The following is a 13,679-nucleotide window of genomic DNA, read 5'->3' on the forward strand; positions in this document are numbered from 1 at the left end:
ATGTTGCCCTGCTGGATGTCCAGCTTCATGTTGGTGGGGTCGGCGTAGTACTTGATCGTGGCGGCGTCGTTGGCCGGCTTGCCGAGAACCCCTTGGTAGTCAGGGAATGCCTTGAAGCTGACCAGCTCGTTCTTCTTGTACGTGTCGATCACGTACTGGCCGTAGAACGCCTTGGCCTTGACGATCGAGTCGTCGTCAAGCAGTTTGTCGGCCGGGAAGACTTCATCGTCTACGATCGGCGCGGCGGGGCTGCTGAGGATCTGAGCGAAGGTCTGGTCGTTCGCCTGCTTCAGCTTGAAGACCACGGTGTTGGCATCGGGGGCGGTGATGCTTTCGATGTTGGTCAGCAGGCTTGCGGGACCGGCGGGATCGTTGATCTTGGTCTGCCGGTCGAAGGAGAACTTGACGTCCTTGGAGTCGAGCGTGTGGCCGTTGGCCCACTTGAGGCCCGGCTTGAGCTTGACCGTGTACTCGTTCGGCGAGGTGAAGGACGCGGACTCGGCCAGGTCCGGCACGGGATCTGCGCTGCCGGGCTTCGAGTTGAGGAGGAAGGAGTAGATCTGGTTCATCACCATGAACGAACCGTTGTCATACGCGCCCGCCGGATCCAAGGCAGTGACCTTGTCCGTGGTGCCGTAGGCGATCGGACCGCTTGCTGCGGCTGATGACCCGCCAGCGCCCCCGGTCGGCCCTGTGCAGGCCGTCAGTGCAAAGGCGGAAACCCCGGCCAGCGCGATGACGCTGTGCCAGGCCTTTTTGTTCATTGCCATCTGTGAACTTTCTGTTCGATGCGTTCTAGCGCAACCCGAAGTGAAACGACTGACTCGTCGGGCGGCACGCTTTGCTGATCCCTAGATTCAACCAGACGATCATTCGGTGAAACGTTGCATTTTGTGAGTTGAGACACAAAATTTACACGATTCGAAGGTTTCTCTCATTTTCTTCAGGATTCCGCCCGGATCTTCGGCAGGGCCCTGCGCATCCGGGCGCCGTGGACGGCCGGGTAGTCTGACGACGACGGAGGGTACAGACGACGAAGGGCCCCGCCAACTGGCGGGACCCTTTGCTGGAGTCGGTGGGGCGGGCGGCTAGAGCGCGGCCCTCTGCAGCGAGCGCGCGGCATCGATCGTGGCCTGGCCGAGCACGCGGCTGCCCTGGTAGAGCACCACCGTCTGGCCGGGGGCCACGCCGCGCAGCGGCTCGGTGAGGGTGACCAAGAGCTCGTTGTCCGCCATGTGTGCGCGGGCAGGGACGGGGTCGCCGTGGGCGCGGACCTGGGCGTAGCAGTCAAACTCTTCGCCGGTCGCCACCTCGGCGATGGGCAGCCCCGCCCAGGAGACCTTGATGCCTCGGATTTCGTCGATGGCGAGCAGGGCCTCCGGGCCCACCACCACCTTGTTCTCCTTGGGCCGGATCTCCAGCACGAACCTCGGCTTGCCGTCCGCGGCCGGGGTGCCGAGCTTCAGCCCGCGGCGCTGGCCCACGGTGAACGCGTTGGCGCCCGGGTGCTCGCCGACCTTCGCGCCGGATTCGTCCACGATGTCCCCCGTGGTCATTTCAATCTTCTCGGCGAGCCAGCCGGCGGTGTCGCCGTCGGGAATGAAACAGATGTCGTGGCTGTCCGGCTTGTTCGCCACTGAGAGGCCGCGGCGCTCCGCCTCCGCGCGGACCTCGGCCTTGGACGGCGTCTCGGCCAGCGGGAACATCGAGTGCTTGAGCTGTTCGTGGGTCAGCACCCCCAGCACATAGCTCTGGTCCTTGGCCCAGTCCGCAGCGCGGTGCAGTTCGGGGTTGCCGTCCGCGTCCGTGATGACCTTCGCGTAGTGGCCGGTGCACACGGCATCGAAGCCCAGGGCGATAGCCTTCTCCAGCAGGGCGGCGAACTTGATCCGCTCGTTGCAGCGCATGCAGGGATTGGGGGTGCGGCCTGCGGCGTACTCATCGATGAAGTCCTGGACGACATCTTCCTTGAACCGTTCGGAAAAGTCCCAGACGTAGTACGGGATCCCGAGGATGTCGCACGCACGCCAGGCGTCGCGGGAGTCCTCGATCGTGCAGCAGCCGCGGCTGCCGGTTCGCAGGGTGCCCGGCATCCGGGACAGCGCGAGGTGGACGCCGACGACGTCGTGCCCCGCCTCGACGGCGCGGGCGGCGGCAACGGCGGAATCGACGCCGCCACTCATGGCTGCAAGAACTCGCATACTGGCTTTCTCTAGGGTTCGGGGTGTCACAGGCTCCAGGGCTGCTGTTCGCAGCTGCGGTGCTGCCGGGCTTTCACTGCTGGGTTGAACCGCAGTGCTACTGCTGGTCCCTGGAAATAGCACAATGCCTGCCCCGCCATTCTATCGCCACGCCGAATCCTCCCCAAAAGGCCTTGACGGGACCGCCTCCCCCTTCTAGCGTCAGGACAAGCGGTTTTAGAAAACGGAAGCGCGCCGTCGCGGGAATCGAGCGGACATGGCTGTCGGGAACATCGTGATCGTGGGCGGCGGGCTGGCCGGCGCCACCGCCGCCAAAACATTGCGGGCGGAGGGTTTCAGCGGTCCGGTGGTGCTGGTGGCCGCCGAGTCCCACCAGCCGTACCTGCGCCCGCCGCTGTCCAAGGAGTACCTGCTGGGCAAGGCCGGCGACGACGCCCTGCCGGTGGTGCCCGAGGACTGGTACGACGCGAACGACGTYGACCTCCGGCTCGGCGTCCAGGTCACGGCGCTGGACCCGGCTGCCCGCGCCGTGGTTCTGGATGACGGGCGGCGGCTGGAGTACGGCTCACTCCTGCTTGCCACGGGAGCGCGGCCCAGGACCATCCCGCTGCCCGGCAGCGGGCTCGAGGGCGTCAGCACGTTCCGGACGGTCGAAGACAGCCGGCGTCTGCACGCCCGCCTCGCCGGCGGCGGTTTGCACGTGGTCATGGTCGGGTCCGGCTGGATCGGGATGGAACTGGCCGCTGCCGCCAGCACCTTTGGAAACACCGTCACCCTGATGGGGCTGGAGGACGTGCCGCTGGGCGCGGCGATTGGCCCGGACCTGGGCGGCTTCTTCCGCGGGCTGCACGAGGCCCACGGGGTACGGTTCAGGCTTCCGGCGTCCGCTGCCGAGATTCAGGGGTGGTTTGGACGGGCGACGGCGGTGGTCACCGACTCGGGCGAAGTCCTGCCCGCCGACCTCGTGGTCATCGCCGTCGGCGTTGTGCCGGAGGTCGGTCTGGCCGAGGCGGCCGGGCTCGGGATCCGCAACGGCATCCTCACCGACGCGTCGCTGCGGACCTCGGCGCCCGGGATCTTCGCCGCCGGCGACGTCGCCAACGCCCTGCACCCGTTCACCGGGGAACACCACCGCAGCGAGCATTGGTCCAATGCCCTGAATGGCGGCAAGGTGGCAGCCAAGGCGATGCTCGGCCTCGACGCCACGCTGGACACCATCCCGTACTTCTACACGGACCAGTACGACGTCAGCATGGAGTACTCGGGCTTCCCGACGCTCGTTGCCGGCCCGCCGGTCATCCGCGGCTCGCTTGCGGACAAGGAGTTCATTGCCTTCTGGCAGCGCGAAGGCCAGGTGATCGCCGGAATGAATGTCAACTGGCCCCGGGCCGCCAAGCCGCAGAAGGCGATCAAGGCGCTCATCAATGCCCGCACCGCCGTGAGCCCGGGCCTGCTTGCCGACTCCTCGGTACCCCTGGATCAGCTCCTGGATTAGCTACTGGATCAGCTCCTGGATTAGCTCCCTGCGGGGGCTTGACGGGCGGCCTCGCGCGCGACCGTTCCGGCGGTCTGGATGCTGGACTCGTGCCCGGCCATGCCGGCCTGGCGGGCCCGGGCGTAGGCGCCCGGCAACGCCGCGAGGAGGGCATCGACGTCGGCGTCGGTTGAGGAATGCCCGAGCGTAAAGCGCTGCGCCCCCCTCGCCGTGTCCTCGTCCAGGCCCATCGCCAGCAGCACATGGGAGGGCCTCGGAACACCTGCGGTGCAGGCGGAGCCCGTGGAGGATTCGACGCCGGCGAGGTCCAGCAGGAACAGCAGCGAGTCCCCTTCGCAGCCGGGGAACGTGAAATGCGCATTGCCGGGCAACCGCCCGGGGCCCGGGGCGCCCCGCAGGACGGCTTCGGGGACGGCCGCACGGACCCCCTCGATCAGCCGGTCGCGAAGGGCCGCGATCCTGGCGGCTTCCTTGGGGAGTCCCGCGGCAACGGCGTCGGCGGCCGCGGCAAACGCGGCGATCGAGGCGGTGTCCAGCGTCCCGGAGCGGACGTCGCGTTCCTGCCCGCCGCCATGCTGGACCGGGGTCAGCTTCACCGCCCGGCCCAGGATCAGCGCGCCCACGCCGACCGGTCCGCCGATCTTGTGCCCGGAGACGGACATGGCGTCCAGGCCCGTCCCGCGGAAGTCAACGGGCAGGGAGCCGAAGGCCTGGACGGCGTCGGAGTGGACGGGTACGCCGGCGGCGTGTGCCAGTTCCACAACCCGGGCGACGGGCTGGATGGTGCCGACCTCGTTGTTGGCCCACATGAGGCTCACCAGTGTGATCGAGCCCGGATCCCGGGACAGCTCGGCTTCGAGCACGGCCAGGTCCACGACGCCCGCGTCATCCACGGGGAGCCAGCACACTTCGGCGCCTTCATGCCGTTCGAGCCATTCGACGGTGTCCAGCACCGCGTGGTGTTCGACGGCGGAACAGAGGATGCGGGTCCGCGCCGGGTCCTCGGCACGGCGGGCCCAGTACAGGCCCTTAACCGCCAGGTTGTCCGCCTCGGTCCCGCCGGAGGTGAAGATGACCTCCGAGGGATGGGCGCCGGCGGCCGCAGCGAGCACTTCCCGCGCGTCCTCCACGGAGCGCCGGGCACGGCGGCCCGATCCATGCAGCGAGGACGGGTTGCCGGTCCGGGCCAGTTCGCGCGTCAGTGCGGCCAGCGCTTCCGGGGCGAGGGTGGTGGTGGCGGCGTGATCGAGGTAGGCAGGCACAGCCCAATTCTACCTGCGCGCGCCCGGGCCGCCGCGGCGCCAGGGCGAAGGCACAGTGTCAGGGCAAAGGCACGGTGTCAGGGCGAAGGCACCAGCCTGAGGCACAGTGAAGAGCCCGGTGACGGGCACGGGGCTGGTGTACATTCAAGCGGTGAAAGCGCCCCTCTGCCTTGTGCTGGCCACCTTGTTCTGGTCCGGCAATTTCGTCGTCGGACAGGCCGCCAGAGCCTCAATGACACCGCTGGACCTGACCTTCTGGCGCTGGAGCCTGGCCGCCGTGCCGCTGCTGATCCTGGCCCACCTCATTGAACGGCCCGACTGGGGCGCGGTGCTGCGCCGCTGGCCCGTGCTTCTGCTGCTGAGTGTCCTGGGCATGAGCGGCTACACACTGCTGCTCTACGGCGCGCTCGGATTCACGTCCGCGATGAACGCCTCGCTGGTGACAGCCGCAAACCCGGCCCTCATTGTGGTCATGGCGATCGTCCTGCTCGGTGAGAAGACCACACGGCTGGGCTGGCTCGGCATCTGCCTTGGCCTGCTGGGTGTGCTGCTGGTCCTGACCCAGGGCGAGCTGGCCCGCGTGGTCAGCCTCGCCATCAACACCGGTGAGCTCATGATGATTGGCGCGATCATCGTCTGGGGCTTCTACACCATCGTTGCCCGCCGGCTGGATGTGCCGCCCATCGCGGCCACAGCGGTGCAGGTGGTGATCGCAACCGTGACGCTGGCGCCGTTTGCTCTCGCCATGAACGTGCGGTTTCCCGATACCGCGGCCGAAGGCTGGTCGATGGCGTATATCGCCCTGTTCCCGTCCCTTGGTTCCTATCTCCTCTGGAACCTGGCGCTGAAAACCACCCCGTCCGGGACCGCCGGAAACTACCTCAACCTGATGGTGGTCTTCACCGCGATCATCACCGTGCTGTTCGGGACCCCGCTCACCCTCGTGCAGATCGCAGGCGGCCTCCTGGTGATCGCCGGCGTGCTGCTGACCGGAATCAAGGGCCAGGCCCGCAACGCCGGCCACCCCAGCGGCAGGGCCCAAGCCGGGCCGCCCGCCGCCGCTTCAGGCAGGCAGGCTCACGCAGGCAGTCCGGTCACGATGGACGAATACGGGCACAGCACTGCCCGGGCCGCGCGCGGCCCTGCTCCCTGAGATCTTCGATGGCGAGCGCTTCGATCCGGCCCGGTTCGACCCCCAGGGCCATTGAGGCCCCGCCGAGAAAGGCTCCGTTCATGGCACACACCACGCCTGCGTGCCCGGCGGCGAGGCGATGGAACGGGCAGTTCAGCAGCACCAGTCCCCCGCCGCCGTCGTCCGCCGGGCAATAGCCCTGCCCCGCCAGGAAGTCCTCGAACGGGCCGGCGCCATCGGGGCTGCCGGCGGAGTCCGCAGGCCGCGCCCCGGTGGCCCCCGCCGGCTCGCGGCCGGCTGCGCGGGCTGCCGACTCACCCGCCGACTGCCCCCTCGCGCGGGCAGCCCGAAGCAGGGCCTCCCGCGGCGAACCGCCGCCGCTGGTTGCGTCCTCGATCGCGGACACCAGCAGCTCGGCGGCGAGATCATAGTGGCGATCGGGCACCGAGGCCGCGACCTCATCCACGGCGGCCCGGTACAGCTTGGCGGGCCGGCCGGACCCCGGGCCCTCCCGCCCTCCGAGCTTGCGGAACTCCACAGCCAGCAGCCCGTCTTTCACGAGCCGGTCCAGATGGAACGAGGCAGTGCTCCGCGCCAGGCCCACGGCCTGCGCGGCATCGTCCCGGCCAACGGCATCTGCCGCTGAGGCGACGAAGTCAAACAGCCTCCTGCGGCTCTCGTCTCCCAGCGACGCGACCGCCGCCAGCCTGTGGTTCCACGGAAGCTTGGTCATGACACAAGAATATCTCTAAAAACAACAATCATTGCTTAATCGCTGCGGGGGCCTCTAAAATCGAGATATCTATTTTTAGAAGGAGCAATGCCATGAAAGTTTCCCCAGCCCTCGCCAATCCCGCACAGCAGCTCACGGCGGACCGTCAGGCCTTCCTGCTGCTACGGACCGTCTTTACGGTTGCGCCGATCCTGTTCGGCCTGGACAAGTTCACGAACCTCTTGACCGACTGGACGATGTACCTGTCCCCCGTGGTGACCCAGGTGGTCCCGCTGCCGGCCCAGACGATCATGTACATCGTTGGCGTGGTGGAAATCGTCGCCGGCGTGGCGGTGGCGCTGCGCCCGCGCTTCGGATCGGTGCTCGTGGCCGCCTGGCTGCTGGGCATCATCATCAACCTGATCGTCCTCGGCGGCTTCTACGATGTCGCTCTGCGTGACTTCGGGCTGCTCGTGGGTGCCCTGGCGCTGAACAGGCTGTCCCCGCGCAAGGCCGTGCCGGCCGCGACGCCAGGCAGCTAGGCCAGACGGCGGGTCCCGGCAACTGGTCCCGGCAGCTGGGCGAAGACGCCGGGCCACGCCACTACGCCAGGACGCAGACGGCCCGCGGAACGACCTCAATGGTCATCGGGAGCGCCCCGATCCGCTCGCCGTCGGCGTAAGCCACGATATTGCCGGCAGACAGTTCCACGGTGCGGACCCGGCGAAGCTGCACGGCGGGGTGGCCCACGTGCTTGCCGGCAAAGACCTTCGGGAACACGGCCAGCAGCCGGGTCCGGGACAGCCGGTTGACAATGAAGAGGTCCAGGTAGCCGTCATCAAGGGCGGCTCCCGGGACGATCCTCATCCCGCCGCCGATCGACTGGCCGTTGGCGACGGAAATCAGCATGGCGCCCTGCTGCCACTGCTCGCCGTCGGCCGTCACCGTGTAATCGATGGCCCAGAACGACGCCAGTTCCCGAAGCATGGGGAGCTGGTAGCGGATCTTGCCGCGCGGCCAGCGCCAGCGATTGGCCCGCTCATTGACGGCGGCATCGAACCCGGCCGAGACCACGCCCGCAAACAAGCGGGAGGATCCTCCGGCGGTGATCCTGCCGGCGTCAATCATCCGGCCGCCGCCGGCTAACGACTCCAGCGCCCGTTCGCAGGCCGCCGGGAGGTTGTGCAGCGGCAGGCCCAGCGCCCGGGCCGTGTCGTTGCCCGTCCCGGCGGGAATGATGCCCAGCGGAACCCGACGGCGGGCGCCGGGACCTGCACCTGCACCCCGGCTGCGCGGAAGTACGCCGCCGCGTCCTTCCCGGCGTGCCGCGCCCGGCCAAAGGATGCGCGCGGGTTGACGGCGACGGCGATCAGCATGCGCTGAATTATGCCAGCCGCCGGGAACCATCCCTGTGCGCGCAGTCGTTATTCCTCCAGCCGGTTAAACTGGGCACGCCGGACGACCACGAACGGTCCGGCATTCCCACCGCCGGCACCATCAACGAAAAGGATCTCTGTTTGACGCAGGGCAGCAGCTCGCATTACCAGGTCCTCGGGATCCCCGTGACGGCGACGGAGAAGGACATCAAAGTCGCGTACCGCAAGGCCGCCCGGACCGCCCACCCGGACCATGGCGGCGACCCTGCAGCGTTTCGGCGCGTCACGCTCGCGTACGAGACCCTCATCGACACCAAGCGCCGCGCGGACTACGACCGGTCCTACGGCAGCGCACCCGGCGGCGCGTATTCGTCTCCCGCCGGCGATGAGGGCGCCCACTTCGACGCGCCCGCCGCGGGCAGCCGGGCCTCCGCCAACGTGCGCCGGCCGAACACGCCGCGGAATACGGCCGCAGATCCACCCGTCTACGTTCCCCCGTTCGAGCAGTTTGACGGCGGGTCGGCAGTGCCGCTGATTCCCGCCAGCGTGGCCCGGCAGCAGGTCCACGGCATGCCCCGCAAACGCGGCATCTTCGGCGCCGAAGCCCGGATCCAACGCGAGATGCGCACCGTGCAGCTCATCAGCAGGCAGATCCTGACCACCATCCCGGCGGCGCGCCTTGTCAACGGGCTGCAGTCCCCGGCGGACAACAGCCACATCGACCACGCGGTCCTTGCCGGGTACCGTCTCGCGATCGTCGGATCCATGCTGCTGCCGCCGGGTGCCTATGCATGGAACGGCAGCACGTTGACCCACGGCGGACGCTCCGTCGCCCCGCCCCAGCTGGGCCACATCGTGCGCCGGATGCAGGACATATTCCCCGAGCTCAATGTCACCGGCTGGATTGTCGTCCACAGCACGGACGGCAATCTGCATCAACCGGTCATCGACCGGCACCGCCGCGCCCCCGGCGGCCAGGGAAGCGGGTACGGGGAGGGCTCGGGCCTTGTCGAGGTGGTCAACGCCGCGGGCCTGGCCCGCGGCCTGAAGTTGTTCCTCGGCTCGGGACCGGCGCCCAACACCGTCAACGTTCCCGTGCTGGCCCGCCTGCTGCGCGGAATGCACTAGATTCCGCCCAGGCGCTCCCCTGCGCCCAGGGGAAGGGAAGGCCCGAGGCGCGTTCGACGCCGGCGGCTCGCTAGGATGGGACGGTGTTCCGCATCCTCTTCCACACCCCAGAAATCCCCGGCAATACGGGAAACGCCATCAGACTGGCTGCCATTACGGGGGCCGAACTGCATCTGGTGGAGCCCCTGGGCTTTGACTTCTCCGACGCCAAACTCCGGCGGGCGGGCCTTGATTACCACGACCTCGCCGTCGTGACCGTCCACCCGGACATCGACGCGGCGTGGGCCGCTCTCGAGCCGGAACGGGTATTTGCCTTCACCTCCGACGGCGAGACCACGTACACAGACATCCGCTACCGTGCCGGCGACGTCCTTCTGTTTGGTCCTGAATCCGTAGGCCTGCCCGAGGAAGTCAAACACAGTCCCCGGGTGACGTCCCGGGTGCGCCTGCCGATGCTCCCAGCCCTCCGGTCACTGAACCTGGCCAACGCGGCATCCATCGCCGTCTACGAGGCGTGGCGCCAGAACGGGTTTGCAGGGGCCAAGTTGTAGCGGTCCGCCGCGAAGGCCCGCCAGGACGTGCGGCGGCCCCCCGGGCGGCCCGCGGGAAAGAATTCCCGCGCAGCACGCCCATCCAGATGCCGGGGCGCACCGAATCACTTCTGAAGGCGGACACCAATCCGCCCACTCACATTGTGTCTACCGGGCCTAGTGCGGAGAAACGGAAGGGAGCGAGGAGCGGCAGGTGAGAACAGTACATCTGGACAGATCCTCTGCCCGCGTGGCAGGGGACGGCCCCTCGACGCATGCCGCACCGATTGGCCCGCGTTGGGCTGCAAGCGCCCTATGCTTGGGAGTGATGGAAACTCCGAATGCCCCGAACCCCGAGGCCGCCGCACCGGCGGACACCTCAGCCGACATCAACGGCCGGCTCAGCAGCCTGCTGGCACTGATTGCCCAGGGCGACCAGACGGCGTTCGCGGAATTTTACAGCCTCACCTCCAGGCGCGTCTTCGGCATGGCACGCCGGGTCCTGATCGATACCGAACTCAGTGAGGACACCACCCAGGAAGTCTTCCTGCAGGTCTGGCAGAACGCCGCCAAATTCAATCCCGCCGCCGGCAGTCCGCTCGCTTGGCTCATGACGATCTCGCACCGACGCGCCGTTGACAAGGTCCGGTCCTCGCAGTCCGCCACCGACCGCGAAGCCAGATACGGTGCCAGCAGCCAGGAGATCGACCACGATTCCGTCTCGGACGAAGTCGGCAGCCGGCTCGAGGCCGAGGCCGTGGTCCGGTGCATGGAGACGCTGACCGATACGCAGCAGGAGTCCGTCCGGCTGGCGTACTACGGCGGCCTCACCTACCGGGAAGTGGCCGAGCGGCTGAATGCCGCGGTACCTACCATCAAGTCCCGCATCCGCGATGGACTCATCCGACTGAAGACCTGCTTGGGGGTGAGCTGAATTGACCGATATGAACGCACATGAGAACAACAACCGCCTCCCCGGCGGCTTCACCGCCGAGATCGCCACCGACCTGTCGTCCGGCCGCGTGGTGGACCTTGCCGAGGTCTATGCCCTCAACGCCGTGGACGACGCCGAACGCGCCGCAATCGAGCAGTTCCTCGCCTCCGCACCGGCAGCAGACAGGGCTGCCTTCAACGAGCGGGTCCGGCAGGCCCGGGAGACCCTGGCCACCAGCTTCACCGCAGAGGAAGAGCCTCCGCCCGGGCTGCTGGACCGGATCATGTCATCCTTGCCTGCGCAGACAGCAGAGCAGGCCGCAGCGCAGTCCCCCGCCGCAGTGCCGCTTCCCGGCACGGCTCCGCAAGCGACGCCGGTGCTGCCGCATCCGGTACGCGACGGCTCCGCGCTGCCCGCCATCGACGAACTCGGCGCGGCCCGCCAGCGCAGGGAAGAGCGCCGCCGCCCGCAGGGCATGCGGAACTGGCTTATCGGCGTCGCCGCAGCAGCCGTGATCGCCCTGGGCGGTGTGGGCGTCGGAGCCTACGTGGCCAACCAGAACGATCCCCTGAATCAGGTGATGCAGGCCAGCGACGTCCGCCAGGCTACTGTCGACGTCAACGGCGGCGGCACCGCCACCGTGTCGATTTCCCCGTCCAAGGATGCCGCCGTCGTCAAAATGAACGGCGTCCCGGCCCCGCCCGTGGGCAAGGTCTACCAGATGTGGCTGATCCCCAAGGACGGCTCGGCCCCGGTCTCGCAGGGCCTCATGGACGCTGAAGCCCTGTCCAAGCCCGCGGTGGTCAAGGGCATCGGTTCCGCGGCCGCGCTGGGCATCACCGTGGAGCCCGAAGGCGGATCCGCGTCGCCTACCCTGCCGACCGTCGCCGCCGCACCGCTGGACGCCTAGCCACCCGCAGGAGACAGCAAGCCACCCGCACACACAAAGCCGCCCGGGCCTTGGCTCCTTCCGTAGAAGGACTCAAGGCCCGGGCGGCTTTGTGTTGTGACCGGCGGACGTCCTGTCCGGCCGCTGTCCTGCCCGGCTAAATGACCAGCGAGAGCAGCATGACCAGGCCGAAGCTCACCACGGAGATCAGGGTTTCCATGACGGACCAGGTCTTGAAGGTCTGGCCCACAGTGAGTCCGAACAGCTCCTTGACGAGCCAGAACCCGGCGTCGTTCACGTGCGAGAAGAACAGCGAGCCCGCGCCGATCGCGAGGGCCAGGAGGGCGGCGTGCGTCGGCGACAGCGAGCTGGCCAGCGGTGCCACGATGCCGGCGGCCGTCACGGTGGCGACGGTGGCTGAGCCTGTCGCCAGGCGCAGGGCAACGGCCACGATGAAGCCGAGCACAAGCACGGACATGTTGGTCCCCTCGGCCCAGGCCTTCACCGAGTCACCCACACCGGCACCAATCAGCGTCTGCTTGAAGCCGCCGCCTGCGCCGACAATCAGGATGATCCCCGCGATCGGGCCCAGGCTGGCAGCGATCTTGCTCGTAATCTTGGCGCCGTTGAGGCCCACGGCGTAGCCGAAGGTCACCATGGCCAGCAGGACGGCCAGGGTCATCGCCACCAGCGGCTGCCCGACGAAGTCGAAGAACATCCGGATCGCGGGGGCCGTCTTGGGGTCCGGCCAGATGATGTCCACAACGGCCCTGAGCAGCATGAGGACCACTGGGAAGATGATGGTCAACAGCGTGACGGTGAAGTTCGGCGGGCGCTTGACGCCCTCCATGTCCGCGCCGTGCACGGTATCGACGCCGCCGGCGACGGCGGGGGCACCCACCGGGACCCACCGGGCCGCCAGGCGGGAGAAGAGCGGGCCGCAGATAATCACCGTGGGGACGGCGATGAGGATGCCGAGGGCCAGTGTGGTGCCCAGTTCAGCCTTGACGGCGCTGATCGCGATCAGCGGTCCCGGGTGCGGCGGCACCAGCCCGTGCAGCACGGACAGGCCGGCCAGTGCCGGGATGGCGATGCGCATCAGGGGCATCTTGGAGCGCTGCGTGACCAGGACGATCACCGGCAGCAGCAGGACGAGACCGATCTCGAAGAACATCGGCAGGCCGATGATCACGGCTACGAGCGTGATGGACCAGACCAGCTTGTTTCCGGTGGCCTTTGCCAGGAGGGTGTCGACCACCCGGTTCGCGCCGCCGGAGTCCGCGAGCAGCTTGCCCAGCATCGCGCCGAGGGCGACCAACAGACCGACTTCCTTCAGGACGCCGCCCACGCCGTCCTCGAAGTTGATGATCACCTTGGCCGGTTCCACACCGGCAGCGAGGCCGACGAATCCTGACCCCAGAATCAGGGCCAGGAAGGGGTGGAACTTGAATTTGGCGATCAGGACCACGAGCAGGGCGATGCCCAGACCCGCGATGATCAGTAGTTGGGTATTGACGCCGGTCCCGGCCTCAACGGCAGCCGGAAGCTGCATTGCTATCAGTGATTTCACAAAAAATTCCTTGGTCGCGGCGAAACGCGGGAAGGCTCAGGGCCTGGCGTCGGCGGCGTCGAGATTAAGTCGGGTGATGATTTCCTGTGCTTCTTCCGCCGGCGTTGCGGAGACGGACAGGGAGATGAAGTTTTCGTCTGCCGTGGGGGCTTCGAGCGCGTCGAACTGGGACTCCAGCAGGGCCGGGGGCATGAAGTGCCCGTGGCGGGAGGCCAGCCGGTCGGAGATCTTGTCCCGTGATCCCTCGAGGAACACGAAAACCACCCCTTCGCCGCGCAGAACGTCCCGGTAGCGCTTCTTCAGCGCCGAACAGGTCACGACGCCGGGATTCCCGGCGCCGKTGTGGGCCCGGATCCAGTCCGCAATGCTTTCGAGCCAGGGCCACCGGTCCTCGTCGGTCAGCGGCTGTCCTGCGTGCATCTTTGCCACGTTTGATTCGGGGTGCAGGTC

At 67.9% G+C, this 13,679-nt stretch carries 14 protein-coding genes and 1 pseudogene; 7 read left to right on the forward strand and 8 right to left on the reverse strand.

The annotated features are described in order from the left end of the window. Together AC1D1W_RS16925 and mnmA are read right to left on the reverse strand one after the other, a co-directional pair. Positions 1-770, reverse strand: a 770-nt coding sequence (locus AC1D1W_RS16925) for an ABC transporter substrate-binding protein (protein WP_476944295.1), incomplete at its 3' end; no start/stop codon positions are given. 318 nt (positions 771-1,088) lie between these two features. Continuing rightward, positions 1,089-2,201, reverse strand: a complete 1,113-nt coding sequence (mnmA, locus tag AC1D1W_RS16930) for a tRNA 2-thiouridine(34) synthase MnmA (RefSeq protein WP_476944296.1) — start codon at positions 2,199-2,201, stop codon at positions 1,089-1,091. 256 nt (positions 2,202-2,457) lie between these two features. Between mnmA and AC1D1W_RS16935 the strand changes: the two genes are divergently transcribed. After that, on the forward strand, positions 2,458-3,696 hold the full coding sequence (locus tag AC1D1W_RS16935; protein WP_476944297.1) for an NAD(P)/FAD-dependent oxidoreductase: 1,239 nt from the start codon (positions 2,458-2,460) through the stop codon (positions 3,694-3,696). 20 nt (positions 3,697-3,716) lie between these two features. Here AC1D1W_RS16935 and AC1D1W_RS16940 read toward each other — a convergent pair whose 3' ends face one another. Continuing rightward, positions 3,717-4,958, reverse strand: a complete 1,242-nt coding sequence (locus AC1D1W_RS16940; RefSeq protein ID WP_476944298.1) for a cysteine desulfurase family protein — start codon at positions 4,956-4,958, stop codon at positions 3,717-3,719. Between the two features lie 151 nt (positions 4,959-5,109). Between AC1D1W_RS16940 and AC1D1W_RS16945 the strand changes: the two genes are divergently transcribed. After that, complete coding sequence (locus tag AC1D1W_RS16945) at positions 5,110-6,111, forward strand: DMT family transporter (RefSeq protein ID WP_476944299.1); 1,002 nt, start codon at positions 5,110-5,112, stop codon at positions 6,109-6,111. Here the strand turns inward: AC1D1W_RS16945 and AC1D1W_RS16950 are convergent. Then, a complete protein-coding gene (locus AC1D1W_RS16950) occupies positions 6,053-6,823 on the reverse strand; it encodes a helix-turn-helix transcriptional regulator (RefSeq protein ID WP_476944300.1) in 771 nt (256 codons plus the stop codon). The two genes, AC1D1W_RS16945 and AC1D1W_RS16950, sit on opposite strands and share 59 nt — an antisense overlap. Before the next feature lie 92 nt (positions 6,824-6,915). Between AC1D1W_RS16950 and AC1D1W_RS16955 the strand changes: the two genes are divergently transcribed. Next, positions 6,916-7,344 (forward strand): hypothetical protein, encoded by a 429-nt coding sequence (locus AC1D1W_RS16955; protein WP_476873220.1) that lies wholly within the window; start codon positions 6,916-6,918, stop codon positions 7,342-7,344. 61 nt (positions 7,345-7,405) lie between these two features. Here AC1D1W_RS16955 and AC1D1W_RS16960 read toward each other — a convergent pair whose 3' ends face one another. After that, positions 7,406-7,930 (reverse strand): hypothetical protein, encoded by a 525-nt coding sequence (locus tag AC1D1W_RS16960; RefSeq protein WP_476944303.1) that lies wholly within the window; start codon positions 7,928-7,930, stop codon positions 7,406-7,408. A gap of 72 nt (positions 7,931-8,002) precedes the next feature. Continuing rightward, positions 8,003-8,209: pseudogene (locus AC1D1W_RS16965) on the reverse strand (hypothetical protein); the annotation flags it as partial. Positions 8,210-8,319: 110 nt separating this feature from the next. Here AC1D1W_RS16965 and AC1D1W_RS16970 point away from each other — a divergent pair. The 4 genes from AC1D1W_RS16970 (at position 8,320) to AC1D1W_RS16985 (ending at position 11,680) form a co-directional block, all read left to right on the forward strand. Further along, on the forward strand, positions 8,320-9,306 hold the full coding sequence (locus tag AC1D1W_RS16970) for a J domain-containing protein (protein WP_476944301.1): 987 nt from the start codon (positions 8,320-8,322) through the stop codon (positions 9,304-9,306). Between the two features lie 83 nt (positions 9,307-9,389). After that, positions 9,390-9,857: a tRNA (cytidine(34)-2'-O)-methyltransferase gene (locus AC1D1W_RS16975; protein ID WP_026538402.1), complete on the forward strand. Its 468-nt coding sequence runs from the start codon at positions 9,390-9,392 to the stop codon at positions 9,855-9,857. Positions 9,858-10,164: 307 nt separating this feature from the next. Then, positions 10,165-10,770 carry an ECF RNA polymerase sigma factor SigK gene (gene sigK, locus AC1D1W_RS16980; protein WP_223913940.1) on the forward strand — a complete coding sequence of 202 codons (606 nt, stop codon included), beginning with the start codon at positions 10,165-10,167 and terminating at the stop codon, positions 10,768-10,770. Positions 10,771-10,780: 10 nt separating this feature from the next. Next, entirely contained in the window at positions 10,781-11,680 is a 900-nt protein-coding gene (locus AC1D1W_RS16985; protein WP_476848770.1) for an anti-sigma factor, read from the forward strand. A gap of 136 nt (positions 11,681-11,816) precedes the next feature. Here the strand turns inward: AC1D1W_RS16985 and AC1D1W_RS16990 are convergent, their stop codons facing one another. Next, positions 11,817-13,211 (reverse strand): GntT/GntP/DsdX family permease, encoded by a 1,395-nt coding sequence (locus AC1D1W_RS16990; RefSeq protein ID WP_223913985.1) that lies wholly within the window; start codon positions 13,209-13,211, stop codon positions 11,817-11,819. Positions 13,212-13,265: 54 nt separating this feature from the next. Then, positions 13,266-13,679: gluconokinase (locus tag AC1D1W_RS16995; protein WP_476944302.1), on the reverse strand; the 414-nt coding region annotated here is incomplete at its 5' end.

It is taken from the genome of Arthrobacter sp. P1_B4, assembly GCF_056406555.1.